Genomic DNA, 24714 nt, shown 5'->3' with positions numbered 1-24714 from the left:
CCCGGAAATTGATAATCCGCAGGAGGCCGAAAGTCGCGGCTAATGTTCCGCGAGCCATGTCACATTGTTGGGCGCGTGGACTATTCCACTGTCGGTTTCGATTTCACCGTCGAGTAGGGAAACAAGCCGAGGAGCGTCGTCGGCTATTTTCCGATCGTGCGTCACCAGAACAATTGTCTGCCCCGCCGCATTAAGGTTATACAGGGCGTCGATAACCCGGTGGCCATTAAGCGTGTCCAGATTGCCGGTCGGTTCATCGGCGAGAATGACATCGGGTTTCATGAAAAGTGCTCGCGCAACGGCCACGCGTTGTTGTTCGCCGCCGGACAATTCAGAGGGCACCCGTTTGGATTTGGCGGCCAGTCCGACCTGGTCCAGCAGGCTCATCGCATGGGCGTGCTGGGAGCGCCCGGATTTCCCGGCCAGCAGGCCCGGGAGCATGACGTTCTCCACGACCGACAGACCCGCCAGAAGGTTGAATGCCTGGAAGACATAGCCGAGGGTCTGACATCGGACGGCGGCCAACTGCCGGCGGGAGAGCTGCGAAACGCTTTGGCCGTTGATGAGGACATCGCCGCTGGTCGGCATGTCCAGCAGACCGAGGATGCTCAGCAGCGTCGACTTGCCGGACCCCGACGGCCCGACCAGGGCGACGAATTCCCCGCGGGTTATCTGGATATCGATGTTCCGCAATACCGGCGTCGCCGTATCGCCGGCACCGAACTGTTTGTTGAGTTTGCGCGCTTCCAGGACCACGGGAGGTCTAAGAACGACCGGCGGCGTCTGTCCGTTATGGTCGAGCTCCACGGTGTGCATGTCGGTCCTGATCATGAATCTCCAGCGGGCTGTCTAAACGCCGATTATGCCCGTTTAGGGCGATTTCCTCAGTTCGTTGCGCACTCCGATGATGCCGCGCTACCGGGGAGCCTGCTGCCGATCATACCGACCTGAGTCCCTTGCCAAAAATCATTGGTCGGTGACCCCGCACACCATTGACGGCCCTGGTGGGTGGGCCTACCGGGGCGAGATGGTTGCACGCCGGCAGCTGAGTTTCGCCGGAAGTAAGTCCTGACCTGCAGTGAATCGTTCATGGAAGCCGGTCGTCGAAATCGACGTCACTCCGCTCGGATCGGCCGGCGGCGGCGGTGGCCGGGTGCACGGCCACCAGGCCGAGTTCGTTGCGCCGCTGGCAGATCGCCGCCAGCTCGGCGTAGGCCTTTTCGCCCAGCAATTCGGTGAGCTCCGGTCCCAGGCTCTGCCACACCTGCCTGGCGCCGACGTGGGCCGCCGGATCGCCGGTGCAGTACCAATGCAGATCCGCACCTCCAGGGCCCCAGCCCCGCCGGTCGAACTCGGTGATCGTGGTCTTGAGGATCTCGGTCTCATCGGGGCGGGTCACCCACTCCTGGCTGCGCCGGATCGGCAGTTGCCAGCACACGTCGGGCTTCATGGTCAGCGGCTCCACCCCCAGCCGGACCGCCTTGATGTGCAGCGCGCAGCCCGCGCCGCCGGCGAACCCGGGCCGGTTCAGAAAGATGCAGGCGCCCTTGACAGTCCGGGTGCGCAGTTGCTCCTCGCCGTCGTTCTCGTCGTACTCGAGGTAGCCCTTCTTGCCCAGACCCTTGTCCCGCAGCTGCCAGTCGGCGTCGGTCAGCTGCGCGACGGCGTCGTCGAGCTTGGCGCGGTCGTCTTCGTCACACAGGAACGCGCCGTGCGAACAGCACCCGTCGTCGGGCCGGCCGGCCACGATGCCCCGGCAGGCCGCCGTGCCGAACACACACGTCCAACGGGACAACAGCCAGGTCAGGTCGGCGGCGATCAGGTGCTCGGGGTTGTCCGGGTCGTAGAACTCCACCCATTCGCGGGGGAAGTCCGGGCCGACTTCACGCCGGGGGGATGCTGGTTGCGCGGGGGTCACAAAACTCCACGCTAGACCAGAAAATCACGTTGTCTCACGTTGCCGGTGCCACGCCCCATTAAGTTGGGTGCGTGCGATTAGGCGTGCTCGACGTCGGCAGCAACACCGTCCATCTGCTGGTGGTCGATGCCCACCGGGGCGGTCACCCGACCCCGATGAGCTCGACCAAAGCCACGTTACGGCTGGCGGAGGCCACCGACAGCTCCGGCAAGATCACCCGGCGCGGCGCCGACAAGCTGGTGTCCACGATCGGCGAGTTCGCCACGATCGCAGCAAGTTCGGGCTGCGCGGAGCTGATGGCGTTCGCCACCTCGGCGGTGCGGGACGCGTCGAACTCCGAGGACGTGCTGGCGCGGGTGCGCACCGAGACCGGCGTCGAGCTGCAGGTGCTGGAGGGCGAGGACGAGTCCCGCCTGACGTTCCTGGCGGTGCGCCGCTGGTTCGGCTGGAGCGCCGGGCGGATCATCAACCTCGACATCGGCGGCGGCTCGCTGGAACTGTCCAGCGGTCTCGACGAGGAGCCTCAGGTGGCCCTCTCGCTGCCGCTGGGTGCCGGCCGGCTCACCCGGGAATGGCTGCCCGAAGACCCGCCCGGGCGGCGCCGGGTGTCGATGCTGCGGGACTGGCTGGACACCGAGTTGGCCGGCGCGGCCGCGACCGTTCTCGACGCCGGGCCGCCGGACCTGGCGGTCGCCAGCTCCAAGACGTTTCGTTCGCTGGCCCGGCTCACCGGGGCGGCGCCGTCGGCCGCCGGGCCGCGGGTGCGGCGCACGTTGACCGCCGCCGGCCTTAGGCAGCTCATATCATTCATCTCTAGGATGACCACGGCCGATCGTGCCGAATTGGAAGGGGTGAGCGCCGAGCGGGCCCCGCAGATCGTGGCGGGCGCCCTGGTGGCGGAAGCGAGCATGCGAGCGCTGTCGATCGAAACGGTTCAGATTTGCCCGTGGGCACTGCGGGAGGGCTTGATCCTGCGGCGGCTCGACCGGGAAGCCGACAGCGCCACTCTGCTGCAATCCTCGTCCATGGGCATGGCGGCGGCCGGGCCGGCGGAAGGAGACCGTCGATGACTGGGCCCAAGCCTGATCCCCGCGATATCGAGACGCGGCCGATCTCGGTCGCCGAACTGCTCGCCAAGAACGGGACGATCGGCTCGCCGCCGGTCACCGGGCGTCGCCGGCGCAGGCGCAACAACGCCGACGCGGTCACGGTCGCGGAACTGACCGGCGAGATCCCCATCATCCGCGACGACGAGAACCCCCCGGAGCAGAGCGCCCCGGCCGAGTCGCCGGAGCCGGAGAGCTCCGAGCGCTCCGACAGGGAGCCGAGCGGGGGATTGCTCACCGGGCCGGCCCCCGGGTTCGTCGACGAGGACCGGCCGGCCGCCGGGCCACGTCCCCTCGAGCGGGAAACCCGGCCCGACACCGGGCCGCGCCCCGTCGAGCGGGTGGAGTTCATCCAGCGGTCGGTCCCCGAGCCGCGCTGGCCCAAATCCCCGCCGCAGCCCCCCCGCGGTAACGGTCCGCAGCAAAGTCCCTACCCGCGGCCGATGCGCCGGTCCGATCCGCCGGTCGCGGAGAACGGCCGCCCGGCCGAGACCCGGCCGACGGGCTCCGGCGCCGAACGGATGCGTCCCGACCCGGTCGACACCTACACCGACATCGAAGTCGACGTGATGGACACCGAGGTGCGAGACCCCGACCTGCCGGTCGGCGACTCCGCCTACGTGCGCTCCTTCCTCAGCAAGGTCGGCGGCCCCGAGCGGTCGGTCCGGTCGGACTTCGACGCCGACACCGCCGATCGGGGCGAGGCCGGCTTCACCGGCCCGGAGGAGGCCGACGCCGCCGAAACCGAGCAGGCCGAGGAGTACGTCGGCCGGCCGGGAGTGGTCGGCGGGGCACTGGTGGTGCTGCAGTCGATGCTGGCGGTGGCGTTCGGAGGCGGACTGTTCATCGTCTTCGACCAGCTGTGGCGGTGGAACAGCATCGTGGCGCTGGTGCTCACCGTTTTGGTCACGCTCGGCCTGGTGGCCGCGGTACAGGCCGTCCGCAAGACCGTCGACATCGTCAGCACCTTGATCGCGGTGGCGGTCGGGCTGCTGGTCACCCTGGGGCCGCTGGCGTTGCACGCCAATTAGCCGGTCACTATTAGTTCGTGCGCCCCGCCATCAAGGTCGGATTGTCGACGGCTTCGGTCTACCCTCTGCGGGCCGAGGCCGCCTTCGAGTACGCCGCCCGGCTCGGCTACGACGGCGTCGAGCTGATGGTGTGGGGGGAGTCGGTCAGCCAGGACATCGGCGCGGTGCGACGGCTGTCGCAGAAGTACCGGGTACCGGTGCTGTCGGTGCACGCGCCGTGTCTGCTGATCTCGCAACGGGTCTGGGGCGCCAACCCGATCCACAAGCTGGAACGCAGCGTCCGGGCCGCCGAACGGCTGGAGGCCCAGACCGTCGTGGTGCATCCGCCGTTCCGCTGGCAGCGGCGCTACGCCGAGGGATTCAGCGATCAGGTCGCCGAGCTGGAGGCCACCAGCGACGTGGCCGTGGCGGTGGAGAACATGTTCCCGTTCCGCACCGACCGGTTCTTCGGCGCCGATCAGTCCCGCGAGCGGATGCGCCGCCGCGGCGGCGGCCCCGGCACCGGGATCTCGGCGTTCGCGCCGTCCTACGATCCGCTCGACGGCGGACACGCGCACTTCACCCTGGACCTGTCGCACACCGCGACGGCCGGCACCGACGCCCTGGAGATGGCCCGCCGGATGGGGTCGGGCCTGACGCACCTGCATCTGTGCGACGGCACCGGGCTGCCGGCCGACGAGCATCTGGTGCCCGGGCGCGGCGATCAGCCCACGGTCGAGGTGTGCCACCTGTTGGCCGCCGGCGACTTCACCGGGCACGTGGTGCTGGAGGTCACCACCTCGCAGGCGCGCTCGCCGCACGAGCGCGAGGCGTTGTTGATCGAGTCGCTACAGTTCGCACGCACGCACCTGCTGCGCTGATCGACGGATCGCTGAGACCCAAGGAGCCCCCGCGTGACCTCATCCACGCTGTTCACCGATGCCATGGCCCTGGTGCGCCTCGACGGTGACGAGCATGTCGCGTCGTTTGCCGGGGAGCTGAACGAGCACTGGACCATCGGACCGAAGGTGCACGGTGGCGCGATGCTGGCGTTGTGCGCCAACGCCGCCCGCTTGGCGTGTGGCGCCCCTTCGGATGCGCTGCAGCCGGTCGCGGTGTCCGCCAGCTATCTGTGGGCGCCCGACCCCGGACCGATGCAGTTGTCGACCACCATCCGCAAGCGCGGCCGCCGGGTCAGCCTCGTCGACGTCGAACTCAACCAGGGCGAGCGCACCGCGGTGCGCGCCGTCGTCACGCTGGGCGAGCCGGAGCACCACGCGCCGCCACTGCTGTCGTTCAACCCGGTGGTGCCGTTGATGACGCCGGAGCCGCCGCCCGGCTTGGAGCCGATCGGTCCGGGCCATCCGATGGAACACATCGTGCACCTTGCGCACGGCTGCGATATCCGGCCGGCGCTGACCACGCTCGGCCCGCGCTCCGATGGCGGCCCGCCGGTGATCGAGATGTGGGTGCGCCCCAAAGACGCCGCACCAGACGTGCTGTTCGCGCTGCTGTGCGGCGATGTGTCGGCGCCGGTGACCTTCGCCGTCGATCGCAATGGCTGGGCGCCCACGGTGCAGCTCACCGCTTACCTGCGGGCCATCCCGGCCGACGGTTGGCTGCGGGTGATCTGCAGCTGCGTGCAGATCGGTCAGGACTGGTTCGACGAGGACCACACCGTGGTCGACTGCGAGGGCCGGATCGTGGTGCAGTCCCGACAACTGGCGATGGTTCCCGCCCGCTAGCGCGTCCCCGGGGGTGCCCAAGGGGCGCATCTGCCATGCTGTCGCCATGGCCAGAATCGCGATCATCGGCGGCGGCAACATGGGCGAAGCGCTGCTGGCGGGCTTGCTGGCGGCGGGGCGCCCGGTCAAGGACCTGGTGGTCGCCGAGCGGTTCGGTGACCGGGTCCGCCAGCTCTCCGAGAAGTATTCGGTGCTGGTGACCTCGGTCGCCGACGCGATGGAGAACGCGTCCATCGTGGTCGTCGCGGTCAAGCCGCAGGACGTCGACTCCGTGGTCGCCGAGTTCGCCAAGAACGTCACCGCCGCCTCCGGTGACAGCCCCGAGCAGGTCTTGGTGTCGATCGTGGCCGGTGTCACCACCGGCTACGTGGAGTCCAAGCTGCCGGCGGGAGCCGCGGTGATCCGGGTGATGCCCAACACCCCGGTCAAGGTCGGCGCGGGGGCCAGCGCGCTGGCCAAGGGCCGGTTCGCCAGCAGCGAGCAGGTCGAGCAGGTGGCCGCGCTGTTCGAATGCGTCGGCACGGTGGCGATCGTTCCGGAAGAACAGCTGGACGCGGTCACCGCGGTGTCGGGCTCCGGGCCGGCCTACTTCTTCTTGATGGTGGAGGCGCTGGTGGATGCCGGGGTGGCGGCCGGGCTGAGCCGGCAGGCGGCCACCGATCTGGCCGTGCAGACCATGGCAGGGGCGGCGCAGATGTTGTTGGACGAGCGCAGCGAGACGGCGGGTACCGCGGTCATCGACACCGCCCCGGCACAGCTGAGAGCGATGGTGACGTCCCCGGGGGGGACCACCGCGGCCGCGCTGCGGGAACTGGAGGCCGGTGGCCTGCGGACCTCGGTCGATCGGGCGGTTCAGGCCGCAAAAACATGCTCTGAGCAGCTAAGAATTACATCCGAGTAATTCACTTATTTTTCACATATTGCCTCTCACCCGTCGCAGGAACCCCATTCGTCCCGCTATTCTCCTCTATGTCTGTGCGTGTGGACGCAGCGGAGGGGAAGCCGCTGGGGCTGCACGTGCCTGATTGAAATGGGTAACGATGACGTCTGCGAACGGGCCTTCGGCACGAGACTCGGCTGGCGGCAGGGCGGCACGGGATGCCGGCGCTGCCGACGCGGGTCGGACACAATTTCTCACCGTGGCCGAGGTGGCTGCGCTGATGCGGGTCAGCAAGATGACGGTGTACCGCCTGGTGCACAACGGCGAGCTGCCCGCGGTACGGGTGGGACGGTCCTTTCGGGTGCACGCCAAGGCAGTGCACGACCTGTTGGAGACCTCCTTCTTCGACGCGGGCTGACCGCCGCTCGACAGGTAAGCGCCCCCCGGGCGTCGCCGCACGGCGACGCCCGGGGTCGGCTGTGTTGTGGGTCCGTTCAAGTGCCGGTTTTCTGTCCGGCGCCCGCCTACGGGTAAAGTGACCGGGTCGAGCAAGTTCGCCCAGCGCCCCTCCGGCGGCGCGGGCAGAAGCAGATAGCGGAGTTCATGGGTTCAGTCATCAAGAAGCGGCGCAAGCGCATGTCGAAGAAGAAGCACCGCAAGCTGCTTCGCCGTACCCGGGTCCAGCGCAGAAAACTCGGTAAGTAACCCCGCCGGGCCCCCCGGCCTCCGCGCCGGCCGGGGACGGCCGATCGCCGGTATTGCTTTTCTCCGGTGGCCGTTAGGCTTGCGGAGTGGACGAGGCCGGCCCCCCGAGCGACAGCACGCGAAGCGACGTCCGGCACTACCCCAAGGTCGTGTTGGTCACCGGCGCATGCCGGTTTCTGGGCGGCTTTCTGACCGCCAGGCTCACGCAGAACCCCTTGATCAACCGGGTGATCGCGGTGGATGCGGTGATGCCGAGCAAAAACATGCTGCGCCGGATGGGACGCGCCGAATTCGTCCGCGCCGACATTCGCAATCCCTTTATCGCCAAGGTGATTCGAAACAGCGAGGTCGACACCGTGGTGCACGCGGCAGCGGCGTCGTATGTGCCGCGCACCGGCGGCGCGGCGGCGCTGAAGGAGCTCAACGTGATGGGCGCCATGCAGTTGTTCGCTGCCTGCCAGAAGGCGCCTTCGGTGCGCCGGGTGGTGCTCAAGTCGACGTCGGAGGTCTACGGCTCCTGCTCGCGTGACCCGGTCCTGTTCACCGAGGACAGCACCAGCCATCGGCCGCCCACTCAGGGGTTCCCCCGCGACAGCATCGACATCGAGGGCTACGCCCGCGGGTTGGGCCGGCGCCGGCCGGACGTCGCGGTCACCATCCTGCGGATGGCCAACATGATCGGCCCGGCCATGGACACCGCGCTGTCGCGCTATCTCGACGGCCCGCTGGTGCCGATGGTGCTGGGCCGCGACGCCCGCCTGCAGCTGCTGCACGAGCAGGATGCGCTGGGCGCCCTGGAACGGGCCACCATGGCCGGTAAGGCGGGAACCTTCAACGTCGGCGCCTACGGCATCATCATGATGTCGCAGGCGATCCGCCGCTCGGGCCGGATCCCGTTGCCGCTACCCGGGCTGGGCCTGTGGGCGCTGGATTCGCTGCGGCGGGCGAACAATTACACCGAGATCAACCGGGAGCAGCTGAACTATCTCAGCTTTGGTCGCGTGATGGATACGACTAGAATGCGAACCGAGCTCGGGTACAGCACGAAGTGGACCACTGCCGAGGCATTCGACGACTACGTGCGGGGGCGCGGTCTCAATCCGATCATCGACCCCAGCTGGGTGGAGTCGATGGAGCGGCGCACGGTGAGTGCGGCTCAACGACTGGGCGACATCAGTTTCAACAGGGTGCGGGGAGGTTAGCTTTATGGCTGGTGATGCAAAAGCCAAAGTCATTCCGCTGCACAAAAATTCGGGATCTGCCCGTCGGCACCCGTCGACGCTGGCCGGATCCAACGAGCGGGCCTCGACCGAGCAGATCGCCGCGGTCATCCGCGAGATCGATGAGCGCCGCTCCGCCGCGGGGGCTTCGGGCGCCGAGGCCGAACCGGCCCAGGGCGAATTCGCCCGGCGGGTGGCCGCCGTCGTCGGGTTCCTGCGGGAGCGGGTCACCGGGGACTACCAGGTCGACGAGTTCGGATTCGATCCGCACTTCAACGAGGCCATCGCGCTGCCGTTGCTGCGGTTCTTCTTCAACGAGTGGTTCCGGGTCGAGGTCAGCGGCATCGAGAACCTTCCGGCCGCCGGCCCGGCGCTGGTGGTGGCCAACCACGCCGGTGTGCTGCCGATGGATGCGCTGATGCTCTCGGTGGCGGTGCACGACCACCACCCGTCCCATCGCGACCTGCGGATGCTCGGCGCGGACCTGGTGTTTGACCTGCCGCTGATCGGGCCGGCCGCGCGCAAGGCGGGCCACACCATGGCCTGCACCGTCGACGCGCACCGGTTGCTGGCGGCCGGCGAGCTGACGGCGGTGTTCCCGGAGGGCTACAAGGGCCTGGGCAAGCGGTTCAAGGACCGCTACAAGCTGCAGCGGTTCGGTCGCGGGGGCTTCGTGTCGGCCGCGCTGCACACCGGGGCACCGATCGTGCCGTGCTCGATTGTCGGCTCCGAGGAGATCTACCCGATGATCGCCGATGTCAAGCTGTTGGCCCGGCTGCTCGGTGTGCCCTACTTCCCGATCACCCCGCTGTTCCCGCTGGCCGGTCCCGCCGGTCTGGTGCCGCTGCCGTCGAAGTGGCACATCACCTTCGGCGAGCCGATCGAGACCACCGGCTACGAGGCCGGCGCCGCCGACGACCCGATGGTCACCTTCGAGCTGACCGACCAGGTGCGCGAGACGATTCAGCAGACGCTGTACCGGGTGTTGGCCGGCCGCCGCAACATGTTCTTCGGCTGACGCCCAAACCGGCGGGCGCCCCAATCGGCGCGAGCCCCAATCGGCGCGAGCGTGCGTGTTTGCCCACGACACGCCGCTGACGGGCGTACAACTGCGCACGCTCGCCGAACGGATTGTCGCCTACTGCTTGCTGCGGTTGCGCATCGCCTCGATGGCGGCGATCGTCGCCGCCTCGGTGTCGGCGTCCTGGTTGACCGACTCGCCGAGCATGGTGACGACGCTGGTCACCACCGGCTTGCCCTCGGCGTCGGTGACTTCGCTGCGGACCTCGCTGACCACCGTGCCGTGGGACTCGATCACCGAGTCCAGGTAGGTGTCGAAGTACAGCTTGTCCCCGGCCATGATCGGCCGGTGGAAGGTGAACTTCTGGTCGCGGTGCAGCACCCGGGCGATGTTGATCGGGATGTCGAACTTCTCGAAGATCTCCAGCTGTACCTGGCGCCCGGCGACCGCCAGGAACGTCAGTGACGCGATCAGGCCGGGATGCCCGGTCGCGGCGGCGGCGTCCTCATCGAAGTGGGCGGGGTGTTCATCCTTGACCGAGCGGGCGAACTCCCGGATCTTCTCCCGGCCGACCTCGAAGTAGTCCGGAAACCGGTAGTGCGTGCCGATGATCCCCTGGGACTCGGTGTGTACTGCCATGCCGGTCTACCCCTCCGCTCGCCGTGGTGTTCGGCGGCGGAAGCTTATCAGCGTGCGGGCTACGGGCGCTCGTTCCGGTGCGCCACGGCCGCAGCCAGGGCCCCGCCGACGGCCCCCAGCGCCAGCGCCGAGGGCACACCGATACGCGCCGCCCGCCGCGCGGTGCGGAAGTCGCGGATCTCCCAGCCGCGCTTGCGCGCCATCTCCCGCAGCGCGGCATCCGGGTTGATCGCCACCGCGGTGCCGACCAGCGACAGCATCGGCACGTCGTTGAAGCTGTCGGAGTAGGCGGTGCAGCGCCGCAGGTTCAGCCCCTCCCGAATGGCCAGCGAGCGCACCGCGTGGGCCTTGCCGGGCCCGTGCAGGATCTCGCCGACCAGCCGGCCGGTGAACACCCCGTCGATCGATTCGGCGACGGTGCCCAGTGCGCCCGTCAGCCCTAGCCGCCGGGCGATGGTCTCGGCCAACTCGTAGGGGGTGGCGGTGACCAGCCACACCTGCTGGCCGGCGTCGAGATGCATCTGGGCCAGCTCGCGGGTGCCGGGCCAGATCTTGTCGGCGATGATCTCGTCGTAGATCTCCTCGCCCAACTCCACCAGCTCGGACACCGGCCGCCCCTCGATGAACGCCAGCGCCTTGCGCCGGCCGGCCGCGACATCGTCGCTGTTCTCCCGGCCGGTCAGCTGGAACTTGGCCTGGGCGTAGAGGAACCCGATGACGTCGCGGTAGGTGAAGTAGTTGCGGGCGGCCAGCCCGCGCCCGAAATGCACCATCGAGGAGCCCTGCACCAGGGTGTTGTCGACGTCGAAGAACGCGGCTGCGGTCAGGTCGACCGGGGCGGGCGTGGCGGCCTCGCCCACGTCGGCCAGCGCCCGCTCGGCGCTCGCTGCGAAATCCCCGCCGGCCGGCGACTCCAGATCGGCGCCCGCTGCGGAATCCCCGTCGGTAGGGCCGGGCAAAGCCATCACCGGCTCCTTCCGCTGCGTGCTGACGGCCGGTCGTCCGGCCGCCATCAACCCTAACCGGACCCGCCCCCGAAGACCCGCAGGTGATCGCGCAAATCTCCGGTGAGCTCCAGCATCGAATAATCCCGGAAACTGAACCGCCAGACGCCGTCGACCCGCTCGAACTCGTCGTGATAGCGGCCGGCGGCAACCACCTGCAGCGGCACGGCGTCGCTCTGTTGCAGCACGGTGTAGTAGGACCGGCAGGTCGCGGTGCCGGCCTCCTCGTCGATGTCGAGGATCGGGTTGGTGACGACGTGTTTGGTGCGCGGGGTGCCGTCCGGGTGGATCTTGACCAGCCCGCGCCATAGCGCCAGCAGCTCGGCGCTGTCGAGGACGGCGGTGCCCTCGGCGTCGGCCTTGATCCGGGCGTGGGTGAACAACGCCGCGGCCGACTCCAGGTCACCGGCGTCCATCAACTCGGCGTAGCGGTACAGCAGGTTCGTGATCGACACCGCACTTCCGCTGGCCATATCGAAAACATAGCGACCCTGCGCCACACTGAACTCATGACCCGCCATCAGGTGCAGCTGCTGACCCGCGACGGTTGTCCGGTCTGCGTCCAGGTGCACGCCCAGCTGACGCAGCTGGCCACTGAGCTGGGGTTCGACCTGCACGCAGTCGACGTCGACGCCGCCGCAGCGGCCGGTGACAGCGCCCCGCGCGCGGAATTCGGCGACCGGTTGCCGGTGGTACTGCTCGACGGGCGCGAGCACAGCTATTGGGAGGTCGACGAGGCCAGGCTGCGCGCCGATCTCGCCGAATTTGGTGGGCCAGCGCTTTAGCCTTACCGTGGAGTGAAGTTTGTTCACGGGTGACAGCAAGGAGCGGACCAGGTGATATTGCCGTGAGCGTCCTGCTCTTCGGGGTCTCGCATCGCAGTGCCCCCGTCTCGGTACTCGAGCAGCTCAGCACCGCTGAATCCGATCAGGCCAAGATCGTCGAGCAGGTGCTGGAATCGCCGCTCGTCACCGAGGCGATGATCCTGTCGACCTGCAACCGGGTCGAGATCTACGCCGTCGTCGAGGCGTTCCACGCCGGGCTGTCGGCGATCGGGCAGGTGCTTTCCGAACACTCCGGCATGTCGATGACCGACCTGACCAAATACGCCTATGTCCGCTACAGCGAGGCCGCCGTCGAGCATCTGTTCTCGGTGGCCAGCGGTCTGGACTCGGCGGTCGTCGGCGAACAGCAGGTGCTGGGGCAGGTGCGCCGGGCCTACGCCTCCGCCGAGGCCAACAACACCGTCGGCCGGGTGCTGCACGAACTGGCGCAGCGGGCGCTGTCGGTGGGCAAGCGGGTGCACTCGGAAACCGGGATCGACGCCGCCGGCGCCTCGGTGGTGTCGGTGGCCCTGGGAATCGCCGACAAACAACTGGGCGACAACGGATTACAGGGACGGTCCGCGGTGGTGATCGGCGCCGGATCGATGGGTGCGCTGTCCGCGGCGCACCTGGCGCGAGCCGGTGTGGAACGCATTCATGTGGTCAACCGCTCGCTGTCGCGCGCCCAGCGCCTGGCTCGCAAGGTCCGCGACGGTGGCGTCGCCGCCGAAGCCGTCGCCCTGGACCGGATGGCGGCGACCCTGGCCGACGCCGACGTCGTGGTGTGCTGCACCGGGGCGGTGAGCCCGGTCGTGTCGCTGGCCGACGTGCACCACGCACTCGCCGACGGAGACCGCGACGAGGCGACCCAGCCGCTGGTGATCTGTGATCTGGGCATGCCGCGAGACGTCGACGCCGCGGTCGCCGGGCTGCCCGGGGTGCACGTCATCGACATGCAACGGATCCAGCGCGAGCCGTCGGCGCAGGTCGCCAGCTCCGACACCGACGCCGCGCACGGCATCGTGGCCCGCGAGGTTGCCACCTACCTGGCCGGACAGCGGATGGCCGAGGTCACCCCGACCGTGACCGCGCTGCGCCAGCGTGCCGCCGACGTGGTCACCGCCGAGTTGCTGCGGCTGGATCACCGGCTGCCGGATCTGGACACCGCGCAGCGCGAGGAGGTGGCGCGCACCGTGCACCGCGTCGTGGACAAGCTGCTGCATGCCCCCACCGTGCGGGTCAAACAGCTGGCCAGCTCGCCCGGCGGTGACAGCTACGCCGAAGCGCTTCGCGAGCTCTTCGAGCTCGATCCGACCGCCGTGGACGCGGTCGCGACCGCCGGTGAATTGCCAGTGGTGCCGAACGGACTGGACGTCGGCGCCGAAACCGGGTCGGCCGGGTAGACGTTTTGGGTGAAGTAATCCGTATCGGTACCCGGGCCAGCTTGCTGGCCACCACTCAGGCCGGGACCGTTCGCGACGCCTTGGTGGCGGCCGGACACCCCGCGGAACTGGTCAAGATCAGCACCGTCGGGGACCGTTCGTCGGGCCCGATCGCCGACCTGGGGGTGGGAGTCTTCACCGCCGCGCTGCGCGAGGCCATCGCCGACGGCCGGGTCGATGCCGCGGTGCACTCGCACAAGGACCTGCCTACGGCGGAGGATCCACGTTTCCTGCTGGCCGCGATTCCGCCCCGCGAGGACCCCCGGGACGCGCTGGTGGCGCGCGACGGGCTGGTGCTGGGAGAGCTGCCGGCGGGGGCGGTGGTGGGCACTTCGTCGCCCCGGCGGGCCGCACAGCTTAGAGCATTGGGTCTCGGTTTGGAAATTCGCCCCCTACGAGGCAACCTAGATACCAGGTTGAACAGGGTAAGCAGCGGCGAACTCGACGCCATCGTGGTAGCCCGGGCGGGTTTGGCCCGACTGGGACGCCTCGACGCGGTCACCGAGACGCTGGAACCGGTGCAGATGTTGCCGGCTCCGGCCCAAGGTGCACTGGCGGTGGAGTGTCGCGCCGGCGATACCGCACTGGCGGTGTTGCTGGCGGAGTTGGATGACACCGACACCCGCCGTGCGGTCACCGCCGAGCGGACCCTGCTCGCCGAACTGGAGGCGGGTTGTTCCGCACCGGTGGGCGCGATCGCCGAGGTGGTCGAGTCCATCGATGAGGACGGCCGAGTCTTCGACGAGCTGTCGCTGCGCGGTTGTGTGGCGGCGCTGGACGGATCCGACGTGATCCGCGCGTCCGGCATCGGCAGTCCGGACCGAGCCCGGGAACTGGGCGTGTCGGTCGCGGGGGAACTGTTCGAGTTGGGTGCGCGCGAGCTGATGTCGGACGCGCGGTGAAGACAGCCGCGCTCGGAGTGGCTGAAGTGACTGGGAGTAGGGAATGGCTCGCCAAGTGAGCGTGCGAGGGCAGAAGCCCAAGCCGGGCCGCATCGTGTTCGTCGGCTCGGGTCCCGGCGACCCGGGTCTGCTGACGACGCGGGCGCGGACGGCGCTGACGAATGCCGCGCTGGTGTTCATCGACCCCGACGTGCCCGAGGCGGTGCTGGGGCTGGTCGGTACCGACCTGCCGCCGATCGCCGGGCCGGTGCCGCCGGACCCCAAGGCCGACAAGGCGGAGAAGGCCCACGACGACGCCGACGACGCCGCCGACGCTTCCGACGCCTCCGAGGCCTCCGGGGCCTCCGACATCGATGACGCTGCGACGACCGTCCCGGGTGGGCCCGACATCCGCCCGGCGCTGGGCGAACCGGCCGAGGTGGCCAAGATCCTGATCGCCGAGGCGCGGTCCGGCGCCGACGTGGTGCGACTGGTGGCCGGCGACCCACTGTCGGTCGACGCCGTCATCACCGAGGTCAACGCGGTTGCCCGCACCAACGTGACGTTCGAGATCGTGCCGGGCCTGCCGGCCACCAGCGCGGTGCCCACCTACGCCGGCCTGCCGCTCGGCTCGTCGCACACCGTGGCCGACGTCCGCGACCCGCAGGTGGATTGGGCCGCTCTGGCCGCCGCCCCGGGCCCGCTGATCCTGCAGGCCACCACCTCGCACCTGCCGGAGGCGGCCCGCACCCTGATCGAGTACGGGCTCTCGGATTCCACCCCGTGCGTGGTCACCACGTCGGGCACCACCTGTGCGCAGCGCTCGATCGAGTCCAGTCTCAGCGGGTTGACCGAGCCCGCGGCGCTGGCCGGTATCGACCCGGTCATCCTGCCCAATGGTCAGGAGACCACCGCCGGGACGCTGGTGGTGACCATCGGCAAGACGGTGAACCACCGGTCCAAGCTGAACTGGTGGGAGAGCCGTGCCCTGTACGGCTGGACGGTTCTGGTGCCGCGCACCAAGGACCAGGCCGGGGAGATGAGCGATCGGCTGGTCTCCCACGGTGCCCTGCCGGTGGAGGTGCCCACCATCGCCGTGGAACCGCCGCGGAGCCCGGCCCAGATGGAAAGGGCCGTCAAGGGTTTGGTGGACGGCCGCTACCAGTGGGTGGTGTTCACCTCGACCAACGCGGTGCGCGCGGTGTGGGAGAAGTTCGGTGAGTTCGGTCTGGACGCCCGCGCGTTCTCCGGAGTGAAGATCGCCTGCGTCGGTGAGGCCACCGCGGAGCGGGTCCGAGCGTTCGGGATCAGTCCTGAGCTGGTGCCCTCCGGGGAGCAGTCCTCGCTGGGCCTGCTCGACGAATTCCCGCCGTATGACGACGTTTTCGATCCGGTCAACCGGGTGTTGCTGCCGCGCGCCGACATCGCCACCGAGACGCTGGCCGAGGGTCTGCGCGAGCGGGGCTGGGAGATCGAGGACGTCACGGCCTACCGCACGGTGCGGGCCGCCCCGCCGCCGGCGACCATCCGGGAGATGATCAAGACCGGCGGGTTCGACGCGGTGTGCTTCACCTCGAGTTCCACGGTGCGCAACCTGGTCGGCATCGCCGGCAAGCCGCACGCCCGGACCATCGTGGCCTGCATCGGCCCCAAGACGGCCGAGACGGCAGCCGAATTCGGGCTGCGGGTCGACGTGCAGCCCGAGACGGCTGCGGTGGGTCCGCTGGTCGACGCGCTGGCCGAGCACGCCGCCCGGCTGCGGGCCGAGGGCGCCTTGCCGCCGCCGCGTAAGAAGAGCCGCAGGCGCTAACCGCATGGCCTTTCCGCGGCAGCGTCCGCGCCGGCTGCGGTCCACGCCGGCGCTGCGCCGCCTGGCGGCGCAAACCTCGCTGGAGCCACGGCATCTGGTGCTGCCGATGTTCGTCGCCGACGGCATCGACGAGCCCAGGCCGATAGCCTCCATGCCCGGCGTGGTTCAGCACACCCGCGATTCGCTGCGCTCCGCGGCCGCCGACGCGGTGGCCGCCGGAGTGGGTGGGCTGATGCTGTTCGGGGTTCCCGCGGAGGCCGACAAGGACAGCGCAGGTTCAGCGGGCACCGACCCCGACGGGATCCTCAACATCGCGCTGCGCGACCTGGCCGCCGACCTCGGTGATGCCACCGTGTTGATGGCCGACACCTGCCTGGACGAATTCACCGACCACGGCCACTGCGGGGTGCTCGACGAACGGGGCCGGGTCGATAACGACACCACCCTGAAGCGATACGTGGAACTTGCTGTGGCACAGGCGGATTCCGGTGCCCACGTGGTGAGCCCGAGCGGCATGATGGATGGCCAGGTCGCCGCTATCCGTGACGGGCTGGACGCCGCGGGGCGCAGCGACACCGTGATCCTGGCCTACGCGGCGAAGTTCGCTTCGGCGTTCTACGGCCCGTTCCGTGAGGCCGTCGCGTCCAGTCTGGAGGGGGACCGCCGCACGTATCAGCAGGAGCCCGGCAACGCCCGCGAGGCACTGCGTGAGGTCACCCTCGACCTCGCCGAGGGCGCCGACATCGTGATGGTCAAGCCCGCCATGGGCTACCTGGACGTGATCGCGGCCGCGGCCGCGGTGTCCCCGGTTCCGCTCGCCGCCTACCAGGTCTCCGGGGAGTACGCGATGATCGCGGCGGCGGCCGCCAACGGCTGGATCGACGGGCGGGCGGCCGCACTCGAGTCGCTGGTCGGCATCCGGCGCGCCGGGGCCGACATCGTGCTGAGCTACTGGGCGGCCGAAGCGGCCGGCTGGCTGAAGTGACCGGGCCGGAGATCGCGTCGCAGTCACCGGCCGCGACCCGGCCCGCCCGTCCGGCGGACGTCGACACCGGGTTCTGGCTGTGGCTGGCCGCGCTGCCGTTGATGACCACCGGATACGTGGTAGGCCTGCTGGCGTCGCCGGAGATCGCCGAGCTGCCGGTGACTTACCCGATGGTGGGGCTGACCGCACTGGTGGTGGTCGTCGTGGTGGCGACGTTCCTGATGCTGATGCGCTCCGGGTACCGCTGGGCCCGCACCGGGTTGACCGGCGGCGGGATCGCCTCGGTGGTGTACGCGGTGAGCGGCCTGTCGCACGCCGACGCCCGCCCGGCGGTCGCGGTCACCGTCGCCGTCACCGGCATCGTCGGTTCGGTGCTGATCGCCGCGGGGACTTATCTGCTGCACCGCGCCGACGCCCAGGAGTACTTCACCCGGTAGCCGGTTCAGCCGCTGGCGCCCCGTCACCGACGGCAGACTGGGCTGATGGATCCGGTGGAGGCACTGCGCCAGATCGCGTTCTACAAGGACCGGGCCCGCGAGGACCCGCGCCGGGTGATGGCTTATCGCCGCGCCGCCGACGTCATCGAGGCCCTGGGTGACGACGAGCGGCGCCGCCATGGCCTGGCCGAGAGCTGGCAGTCCCTGCCGGGTATCGGACCGAAGACCGCCGCGGTGATCGCACAGGCCTGGGCCGGGGTTGAGCCCGAAACCCTGGTGCGGTTGCGCGGCGAGGCGGCGGATCTGGGTGGTGGGGTGTTGCGCGCGGCGTTGCGCGGCGACCTGCATCTGCATTCGGACTGGTCGGACGGCTCAGCGCCGATCGAGGAGATGATGACCACCGCGGCGGCGCTGGGGCATGACTACTGCGCGCTGACCGATCATTCCCCGCGGCTGACCATCGCCAACGGGCTCTCGCCGCAGCGGCTGCGCTACCAACTCGAGGTGATCGACGGGCTGCGGGAGCGGTTTGCGCCGCTGCGGATCCTGACCGGCATCGAGGTCGACATCCTCGACGACGGCAGCCTGGATCAGGAACCGGAGTTACTGGAGCGACTCGACATCGTGGTTGCCAGTGTGCACTCCAAGCTGGCGATGGAGTCGGGCGCGATGACGCGGCGGATGGTGCGCGCGGTCTCCGATCCGCGGGTCAACGTACTCGGGCACTGCACCGGGCGGCTGGTGACCGGTGGGCGCGGTCGGCGGCCGGAGTCGCAGTTCGACGCTGAGGCGGTGTTCACCGCCTGCCGCGAGCACAACACCGCGGTGGAGATCAACTGCCGCCCGGAACGACGGGACCCACCAACCCGACTGCTGCATCTCGCCCACGAGTTGGGGTGTCTGTTCAGCATCGACACCGACGCGCATGCTCCCGGGCAGCTCGACTTCCTCGGCTTCGGCGCCCAGCGCGCGCTTGACGCCGAGATTGCGACCGAGCGGATCGTCAACACCTGGCCGGTCGAGGAGCTGCTGGTCTGGACGACGGCCTGAGAGCTCTGGTGAAAGAACCACCGGTTTTTCGGGTAGCGGCGCCGCGTTAGGCTGACCCGACATGTCTGAACCCGAGCCGACCGCGCAACCCGCACCGCTGTTCTTCGAACACGGCGCCAGCTGGTACTGGGTGCTGTTCGGCCCGGTCGCGGCGGTACTGCTGATGCTGATCCAGAACTCCGGCGGCTACGGGTTCCAGCCGGTGATTCCCCTCGTCCTGATGGGGCTGGTCTCCACCATGCTGGCCGTCCAGGTGAAGGCGGCCCGCATCCACACCTCCGTCGAGTTGACCGAGAACACCCTGCGGCAGGGCACCGAAACCCTCAAGATCGCCGACATCGTGATGATCTACCCCGAGGCCAAGCGGCCCACCGGGTGGGGCAAACCGCCACCGGAGAAGTGGCAGGAGGCTCGGGCGCTGGGCGAGCTGAGCGGGGTACCGCGCCGCCGGACGGGCATCGGGCTGCGCCTGAAGGGGCGCCGCACGGTGCAGGCCTGGGCGCGTGATCACCGCAGGCTGCGGGCGGCGCTGAACGAGCTCATCCCGCAGGCGGTCCCACCCGGCGAGCTGACCCGACCCGACCTCGACGGCGATGCCGAAGAATCGTCATGGTGAGGGCCCCGATCCTCCGGGCGATCGCCGAGCTGATCCTGGCCGGGGCCGCTGCGGTGGGTTGCGCGGCGAGCTGGCTGAACGTTCGCTACCTGGTGCTGGTCGCCCCGGTGATCGACGGTGAGCCGGCCACCACCTCGGTGACGTACCACCCCCGGATGTTGCTGCTGGCGCTGCTGTTGGCCACGGCCGCCGGCGTGCTGGCGGTGGTGGGTGCCGCCCGGCTGCGCAGGGCCCGCCGCCGATCCGGGTCCATATACCCGGTGGGGGTATCATCGGCGGGGTGATCACCACCGACCTGGAACTGCGGGGAATGACCTGTGCGTCGTGCGCGGCGCGGGTGGAGCGCGGCTTGAACGCGCTGGACGGGGTGCAGGCCACGGTGAATCTCGCGGTCGAACGCGCCCACGTCGAACACGAGGCGAGTGTCTCCGCCGGCGACCTGCTGCGGGCCGTGGAATCCGTCGGCTACCAGGCCGCGGTGATCGGCGCGGCGCACGAGCACCCGGCCGAGCACGCCTCTGACCATGCACATGTGCCGGCCGGCCAACTGCGCCCCCGGCTGATCGGCTCGACGCTGCTGGCCCTCCCGGTGGTGGCGCTGTCGATGGTGATGGCCTGGCAGTTCAGCGGCTGGGGCTGGGTGGCGTTCGCGCTGACCACCCCGATCGTGGTGTGGGGTGGCTATCCGTTCCACCGGGCCGCGCTGCGCACCGCCCTGCACGGGGCCGCCACGATGGACACCCTGGTGTCGCTGGGCACCTGCGCGGCCTACCTGTGGTCGGTGGTCGCGGTCGTCACCGGATCGGGGCACCTGTATTTCGAGGTGGCGGCGGTGGTCACGGTCTTCCTGCTGGCCGGGCGCTACGCCGAGGCGCACGCCAAACGCTCGGCGGGTGCGGCGCTGCGCGAGCTACTGGAACTGGGCGCCAAGGACGCCGCGGTGATGCGGCGCGGCGATGACGGCCTGAAGGAGATCCGGGTGCCGATCGCCGACCTGCGGGTGGGCGACGTCATCGTGGTCCGGCCGGGTGAGCGGGTCGCCACCGACGGCGTCGTCATCGACGGCAGCACCGCGCTGGACACCTCGGCGATGACCGGCGAGTCGCTTCCCGTCGATGTCGGAGACGGTGACCCGGTGCTGGGCGGATCACTCAACACCACCGGGCTGGTGCTGGTCCGCGCGACCAAGGTGGGCGCCGACACCCAGCTGGCCCGGATGGCCCAGCTGGTCACCGACGCCCAGGCCGGCAAGGCGTCGATTCAGCGGCTGGCCGATCGGGTGTCGGCGGTGTTCGTCCCGGTGGTGCTGGTGATCGCGGCGCTCACCCTGGCCGGGTGGCTGCTGGCCGGGCAACCCGCGGCGGCGGCGTTCACCGCGGCCGTCGCGGTGCTGATCATCGCCTGCCCGTGCGCGCTGGGCCTGGCCACACCGACCGCCATCCTGGTCGGTACCGGCCGCGGCGCGCAGCTGGGCATCCTGATCAAGAACCCGCAGGTCCTCGAGGCCGTCAAGGACATCGACACCGTCGTGCTGGACAAGACCGGAACGGTCACCACCGGCGTGATGTCCGTCGGCGGTCTCGCGGTCAACCGCGGGGAGGACCCCGACACCGTGCTGGCGCGCGCCGCCGCCGTCGAATCGGGGTCCGAGCACCCGATCGCCGCGGCCATCGTCGCCGGGGCGAAAGCGGCCGGGCATCCGATCGAACGGGTGACCGAGTTCGCCAGCCGGCCCGGCCACGGGGTGACCGGCGTGGTCGACGGGGTGCGGGTCGAGGTCAGCCGGTCGGCCGCCGCGCACCAGACCGGGACGGCCGTCGAGGTCTCCTGGGACGGCCGGGAGCGCGGGACGATCACGCTGACCGACACCGTGCGGCCCAGCAGCGCGGCCGCGGTGGCCGAGCTCAGGGCGATGGGCATCACCCCGGTGCTGCTCACCGGCGACGGCGCGGCGGTGGCGCGCAAGGTGGCCGGCGAGGTCGGGATCGACCCGGCCGACGTCATCGCCGATGTGCTGCCCACCGACAAGGCCGACGCGATCAAGGCCCTGCAGGCGAAGGGCCGACGGGTGGCGATGGTCGGCGACGGCGTCAACGACTCGGTGGCCCTGGCCACCGCCGACATCGGCATGGCGATGGGCACCGGCACCGACGCCGCCATCGAGGCCGGTGACCTGACCTTGGTCCGCGGTGACCTTGCCACGGTTCCGACCGCGCTGCGACTCTCGGCGCGTACGCTCCGCATCATCCGGCAGAACCTCGTCTGGGCGTTCGGTTACAACGTCGCCGCGATTCCGCTGGCGGCGGCGGGGTTGCTCAATCCGATGATCGCGGGTGCCGCGATGGCCGCCTCGTCGGTTCTGGTGGTGACGAACAGCCTGCGGTTACGCCGGTTCGCGCGGTGATGTCCGGGAAAGTCGAACGATCCGGTTGATCCGGCCGGCCGAATCACGAACCCAGCCAGGCCAACTCGGCCGGCAACTGCCCCCGCCAGTAGGTCACGTCGTGGCCGCCCGGCGCGAACCCGCCCGCCGGCCGGGGATTCAGCTGGCCGACGAAATGGTTGGTCGCGTAGTAGAAACTGTCCGATGTGCCGCAGTCGACCCGCAGCGGGATCGGCGCGAGCCGGGGCGCCAGGCTGAAAGCAGAGTTGGTCCGCCAGTCATCGACACTGTCGAACGCCCCGGCGGGCGCGCCGAAGTAGGTCATGTAGATCGCCGGGCTGATCGCGCAGATGCCGGCGGTCCGAGCCGGACCCAGCCGGGTGCCCAGCAGCATCGCGCCGTAGCCGCCCATCGACCAGCCCATGAACCCGACCCGCGAGGTGTCGATGCCCTTGTCGGCCAGCATCGGGATCAGCTCGGTCAGCACCATCGCCCCGGAGTCCTCGCCGGAGCCGTGCGGCCGCCAGTAGGTGTTGCCGCCGTCGACGGCCACCACCGCGAACGGCGGCCGGCCCGACGCGGTCAGTTTCGCCAGCTCCTCCTCGACGCCCAGATCCATCACCCAGGCCGCATCGCCGTCCTTGCAGTGCAGGGCGATCACCGGCCGCAACGGCGCGGTCTGCCCCGGTGGCCGGGCGATGATCCAGTTGGTCTCCAGCCCGCCGCGGGCCGCGGACACGAACGACCCCGACTCCCGGGTGGGGTAGGCGTTGCCGGTGGCCTGCGACTCCGCCGATAGCAGCGTGCCCGACCCGAGCAGGCTCGCAGCGCCGGCCGCACCGACCCCGAGGCGCAGTGCAGCCCGGCGGGTCAAATCAGCCATGACAGCCATCATCTCGTGCCGGTGCGCGCCGGTGCCCAAGGCACGCCGCAGCGACGGTCAGGTTGATGCGGGCCCGTCCTGGCCGTCGGGATCCGGTGGGTTGCCGAACTGCCGGCGGAACGCGTCCACGGTGTAGCTCACCACGGTCGCCTCGCGCGGCGCGCGGACCGTGGCCGAGCGCGGGATGCGGACCATCGGCCCGAGCTGCCCGGCGTAGTTGTCCGGTTTGCCGATCTTGAGCAGGCCCCCGCCGGCATCGGTGGATTCCGGCGCGATCTCCACCTCGCCCTCGGTGACGACGTAGATCAGATCCTCCACGGTGCCTTGTTCCAGCAGCACCGCACCGGGTCCCAGCCGGACCGGCGCCTGCTGGGCGGGCGCCGGGGCGGGCGTCGCGGTAGGCGACAGCTGGATCACGATGTCGGCGAGCGGCACGATCCGGGTGTCGTGGGTGGCCACCACCACGACGCGGTCACCGGCGGCGAGCACCCGCAGCAGTTGCACCACCTCGCCGGCCCGGACGAAGTCCAGCTGCGCGGTGGGTTCGTCGGCCAGGATCAGCGGCGGGTCCAGGGCCAGCGCGCGGGCCACCGCCACCCGCTGCTGCTGACCGCCGCTGAGCTGCCCGGGCCGGTGATGGGTCCGGTCGGCCAGGCGGACCCGGGTGAGCAGATCCCGGGCGCGTTCCTGGGCGGACCACTGCGTCCACCCGGCCGCCCACATCGGCACCATCACGTTCTCCAGCGCGGTCAGGCTCGGTACCAGGTTGAACGCCTGGAACACGATGCCGACGGTGCGACGCCGGTAGGAGGTGATCTCGCGGCGACTCAGCCCGGTCACATCGGTGGCGCCGAACCGGATCTCGCCGCTGGTCGGGCTCAGGATGCCGCCCAGACACGACAGCAGCGTCGTCTTCCCGCACCCGCTGGGACCGAGGACCACCACCAGCGACCCGGCCGGGACCTCCAGGCTCAGACCGTGAATGGGGCGGATCGGTTCCCCACTGCCGGTGGCGTATTCGATGACCAGATCCTTGATGCGCAGGTCGCCCACGGCTCACGGCCCCCCGAAGGCGAGCACCGGGTCGACGGCCACCGCGTGGCGCAGGCCCGCCAGGCTGGCCAGCAGCCCGATGCCGAGCGCGGTCAGCACCAGCAGGGCGAACGACGACGTGGTCACCGCCACCAGCATCGGGAACAGCGGACCGATCGCCACCGCGAGGATCCCGCCGAGCACCGCCGCGGCCACCGCCACGGCCACCGCCTGCAGCGCCAGCCCCGCCAGCACCATCCCGGTCGTCACACCCAGCGCCTTGAACACCGCGAAGTCGCGGGTGCGCTCCAGTGCCGACAGGTAGATCAACGAGCCGACGATCAGCGCGGCGACACCCCACAGCAGCACCGACATGTACGACAGCGCCATCTGCGCCCCGGCCAGCGGGCGCACCATGTCGTCGACGGCAGCGACCCGATCCACCACCCGGTAGCCCTCGGGCACCTCCGCCGGGGTGCCCCGCAAGCCGATCGCCGAGGCCACCGGCTGCCCGGAGAACATCAGTCGCTGTGCGCCCGCCACGGTCAGGAAACCGTTGGGCTGCCCGGCCAGCGTCGTCGACTTCTCGACCAGCCCGACGATCCGCAGTGTGTCCGCGCCCATCTCGACCTCGTCGCCGACGGCGCGTTTGAGCGTGGTCGACATCGCGATCTCATTCGGCTCGGTCGGTGCGCGCCCGGAGATGATCGGCGGCATCGCGGCCTTGGGGACCCCGTAGATGTTGACGTTCAGTGGCGACTCGCCGTCCTGCAGGATGGTGTTGCCGTAGACCACCGGCAACGCCGCTTCGACACCGGAGATCCCCGCGACGTCGCCGGCCTCCTTCTGCGGGAACCGCGACGAACCCATGAACGGGCCGACAGCGGCCGTCTGGATCAGGTAGCTGTCGATGCCCAGTGAATCGACCACGTGCTCCGCCTCAACCCGGAAGCCGTGGGTCAGCCCGGCGAGCACAAGGGTCAGCGCGAAGACCATCGCGGTGCCCACCGCGGCGACGATGAACCGGCGCAGCCGCCACTGCAGATCGCGCCAGGCGGTGATCAGCATCCGCACGCGCGCATGTTATCGCAGGGTGCGGCTGTGACCGCCATCGCGGCGAGCG

Annotated in this window: 27 protein-coding genes; 19 read left to right on the top strand and 8 right to left on the bottom strand. The window is 69.9% G+C overall.

All coding sequences use genetic code 11. The annotated features are described in order from the left end of the window. Positions 1 to 39: 39 nt before the first annotated feature. Positions 40 to 831, bottom strand: a complete 792-nt coding sequence (locus tag G6N23_RS17740; RefSeq protein WP_234808596.1) for an ABC transporter ATP-binding protein — start codon at positions 829 to 831, stop codon at positions 40 to 42. A gap of 256 nt (positions 832 to 1087) precedes the next feature. Next, positions 1088 to 1918 carry a DUF3109 family protein gene (locus G6N23_RS17735; RefSeq protein WP_085260852.1) on the bottom strand — a complete coding sequence of 277 codons (831 nt, stop codon included), beginning with the start codon at positions 1916 to 1918 and terminating at the stop codon, positions 1088 to 1090. Between the two features lie 71 nt (positions 1919 to 1989). Between G6N23_RS17735 and G6N23_RS17730 the strand changes: the two genes are divergently transcribed. The 9 genes from G6N23_RS17730 (at position 1990) to G6N23_RS17690 (ending at position 9602) form a co-directional block, all read left to right on the top strand. Then, positions 1990 to 2988 (top strand): Ppx/GppA family phosphatase, encoded by a 999-nt coding sequence (locus G6N23_RS17730; protein ID WP_085260853.1) that lies wholly within the window; start codon positions 1990 to 1992, stop codon positions 2986 to 2988. Beyond that, entirely contained in the window at positions 2985 to 4055 is a 1071-nt protein-coding gene (locus G6N23_RS17725; protein WP_085260854.1) for an Rv0497 family membrane protein, read from the top strand. Before G6N23_RS17730 ends, G6N23_RS17725 begins: the two co-directional genes overlap by 4 nt. A 17-nt stretch (positions 4056 to 4072) precedes the next feature. Beyond that, entirely contained in the window at positions 4073 to 4915 is an 843-nt protein-coding gene (locus G6N23_RS17720; protein WP_085260855.1) for a sugar phosphate isomerase/epimerase family protein, read from the top strand. Positions 4916 to 4948: 33 nt separating this feature from the next. After that, a complete protein-coding gene (locus G6N23_RS17715) occupies positions 4949 to 5779 on the top strand; it encodes a thioesterase family protein (protein ID WP_085260856.1) in 831 nt (276 codons plus the stop codon). 46 nt (positions 5780 to 5825) lie between these two features. Beyond that, positions 5826 to 6680, top strand: a complete 855-nt coding sequence (gene proC / locus G6N23_RS17710) for a pyrroline-5-carboxylate reductase (RefSeq protein WP_085260857.1) — start codon at positions 5826 to 5828, stop codon at positions 6678 to 6680. 139 nt (positions 6681 to 6819) lie between these two features. Next, positions 6820 to 7077, top strand: coding sequence for a helix-turn-helix domain-containing protein (locus tag G6N23_RS17705; protein WP_064923002.1), 258 nt, complete (start codon positions 6820 to 6822; stop codon positions 7075 to 7077). A 185-nt stretch (positions 7078 to 7262) separates the two neighbouring features. Beyond that, on the top strand, positions 7263 to 7364 hold the full coding sequence (locus G6N23_RS17700) for a 30S ribosomal protein bS22 (protein WP_003402602.1): 102 nt from the start codon (positions 7263 to 7265) through the stop codon (positions 7362 to 7364). An 86-nt stretch (positions 7365 to 7450) separates the two neighbouring features. Next, positions 7451 to 8566 (top strand): SDR family oxidoreductase, encoded by a 1116-nt coding sequence (locus G6N23_RS17695; RefSeq protein ID WP_085260858.1) that lies wholly within the window; start codon positions 7451 to 7453, stop codon positions 8564 to 8566. 4 nt (positions 8567 to 8570) lie between these two features. Then, positions 8571 to 9602, top strand: coding sequence for a lysophospholipid acyltransferase family protein (locus tag G6N23_RS17690; RefSeq protein WP_085260859.1), 1032 nt, complete (start codon positions 8571 to 8573; stop codon positions 9600 to 9602). Positions 9603 to 9722: 120 nt separating this feature from the next. On the opposite strand, the gene G6N23_RS17685 is transcribed toward G6N23_RS17690, so the two are convergent. The 3 genes from G6N23_RS17685 to G6N23_RS17675 are packed head-to-tail and all read right to left on the bottom strand — an operon-like array spanning position 9723 to position 11721. Next, complete coding sequence (locus G6N23_RS17685) at positions 9723 to 10244, bottom strand: FAS1-like dehydratase domain-containing protein (protein ID WP_085260860.1); 522 nt, start codon at positions 10242 to 10244, stop codon at positions 9723 to 9725. A 59-nt stretch (positions 10245 to 10303) separates the two neighbouring features. Further along, a complete protein-coding gene (locus G6N23_RS17680; protein ID WP_173675003.1) occupies positions 10304 to 11209 on the bottom strand; it encodes an HAD family hydrolase in 906 nt (301 codons plus the stop codon). A 53-nt stretch (positions 11210 to 11262) separates the two neighbouring features. Continuing rightward, the gene (locus G6N23_RS17675) at positions 11263 to 11721 is read right to left on the bottom strand and encodes a nuclear transport factor 2 family protein (protein ID WP_085260922.1); all 459 of its coding nucleotides are present in this window, start codon (positions 11719 to 11721) and stop codon (positions 11263 to 11265) included. Between the two features lie 36 nt (positions 11722 to 11757). Between G6N23_RS17675 and G6N23_RS17670 the strand changes: the two genes are divergently transcribed. From G6N23_RS17670 to G6N23_RS17625, 10 genes are all read left to right on the top strand, one after another. Next, on the top strand, positions 11758 to 12033 hold the full coding sequence (locus tag G6N23_RS17670) for a glutaredoxin family protein (RefSeq protein ID WP_085260861.1): 276 nt from the start codon (positions 11758 to 11760) through the stop codon (positions 12031 to 12033). A 62-nt stretch (positions 12034 to 12095) separates the two neighbouring features. Beyond that, on the top strand, positions 12096 to 13475 hold the full coding sequence (locus G6N23_RS17665; RefSeq protein WP_085260862.1) for a glutamyl-tRNA reductase: 1380 nt from the start codon (positions 12096 to 12098) through the stop codon (positions 13473 to 13475). Between the two features lie 5 nt (positions 13476 to 13480). Continuing rightward, positions 13481 to 14416 carry a hydroxymethylbilane synthase gene (gene hemC, locus G6N23_RS17660; RefSeq protein ID WP_085260863.1) on the top strand — a complete coding sequence of 312 codons (936 nt, stop codon included), beginning with the start codon at positions 13481 to 13483 and terminating at the stop codon, positions 14414 to 14416. A gap of 43 nt (positions 14417 to 14459) precedes the next feature. Beyond that, complete coding sequence (locus G6N23_RS17655) at positions 14460 to 16205, top strand: bifunctional uroporphyrinogen-III C-methyltransferase/uroporphyrinogen-III synthase (RefSeq protein WP_085260864.1); 1746 nt, start codon at positions 14460 to 14462, stop codon at positions 16203 to 16205. Positions 16206 to 16209: 4 nt separating this feature from the next. Next, entirely contained in the window at positions 16210 to 17190 is a 981-nt protein-coding gene (gene hemB, locus G6N23_RS17650) for a porphobilinogen synthase (RefSeq protein WP_085260865.1), read from the top strand. Beyond that, positions 17187 to 17627 carry a hypothetical protein gene (locus G6N23_RS17645; RefSeq protein WP_085260866.1) on the top strand — a complete coding sequence of 147 codons (441 nt, stop codon included), beginning with the start codon at positions 17187 to 17189 and terminating at the stop codon, positions 17625 to 17627. The genes hemB and G6N23_RS17645 overlap by 4 nt, the downstream gene beginning before the upstream one ends. A gap of 45 nt (positions 17628 to 17672) precedes the next feature. Continuing rightward, the gene (locus tag G6N23_RS17640; protein ID WP_085260867.1) at positions 17673 to 18677 is read left to right on the top strand and encodes a PHP domain-containing protein; all 1005 of its coding nucleotides are present in this window, start codon (positions 17673 to 17675) and stop codon (positions 18675 to 18677) included. A 61-nt stretch (positions 18678 to 18738) separates the two neighbouring features. After that, positions 18739 to 19293, top strand: a complete 555-nt coding sequence (locus tag G6N23_RS17635; RefSeq protein WP_085260868.1) for a transport-regulating membrane protein Mce1N — start codon at positions 18739 to 18741, stop codon at positions 19291 to 19293. Then, positions 19287 to 19577, top strand: a complete 291-nt coding sequence (locus G6N23_RS17630) for a hypothetical protein (protein WP_085260869.1) — start codon at positions 19287 to 19289, stop codon at positions 19575 to 19577. The genes G6N23_RS17635 and G6N23_RS17630 overlap by 7 nt, the downstream gene beginning before the upstream one ends. 26 nt (positions 19578 to 19603) lie before the next feature. Beyond that, positions 19604 to 21697: a heavy metal translocating P-type ATPase gene (locus tag G6N23_RS17625; RefSeq protein ID WP_085260923.1), complete on the top strand. Its 2094-nt coding sequence runs from the start codon at positions 19604 to 19606 to the stop codon at positions 21695 to 21697. A gap of 43 nt (positions 21698 to 21740) precedes the next feature. On the opposite strand, the gene G6N23_RS17620 is transcribed toward G6N23_RS17625, so the two are convergent. From G6N23_RS17620 to G6N23_RS17610, 3 genes are read right to left on the bottom strand one after another with little or no spacing between them, the layout of a single operon-like run. After that, positions 21741 to 22568: an alpha/beta hydrolase gene (locus G6N23_RS17620; RefSeq protein ID WP_085260924.1), complete on the bottom strand. Its 828-nt coding sequence runs from the start codon at positions 22566 to 22568 to the stop codon at positions 21741 to 21743. A 48-nt stretch (positions 22569 to 22616) separates the two neighbouring features. Continuing rightward, complete coding sequence (locus tag G6N23_RS17615; RefSeq protein WP_085260870.1) at positions 22617 to 23612, bottom strand: ABC transporter ATP-binding protein; 996 nt, start codon at positions 23610 to 23612, stop codon at positions 22617 to 22619. Between the two features lie 3 nt (positions 23613 to 23615). Next, positions 23616 to 24659 carry an ABC transporter permease gene (locus G6N23_RS17610; RefSeq protein WP_085260871.1) on the bottom strand — a complete coding sequence of 348 codons (1044 nt, stop codon included), beginning with the start codon at positions 24657 to 24659 and terminating at the stop codon, positions 23616 to 23618. Positions 24660 to 24714 lie beyond the last annotated feature (55 nt).

Origin of the sequence: Mycolicibacter terrae (genome assembly GCF_010727125.1) — a bacterium.
GTDB classification, from domain to species: domain Bacteria; phylum Actinomycetota; class Actinomycetes; order Mycobacteriales; family Mycobacteriaceae; genus Mycobacterium; species Mycobacterium terrae.
The sequence above is the reverse complement of the archived record's forward strand: the minus strand, read 5'-3'. Positions and strand labels throughout refer to the sequence as shown.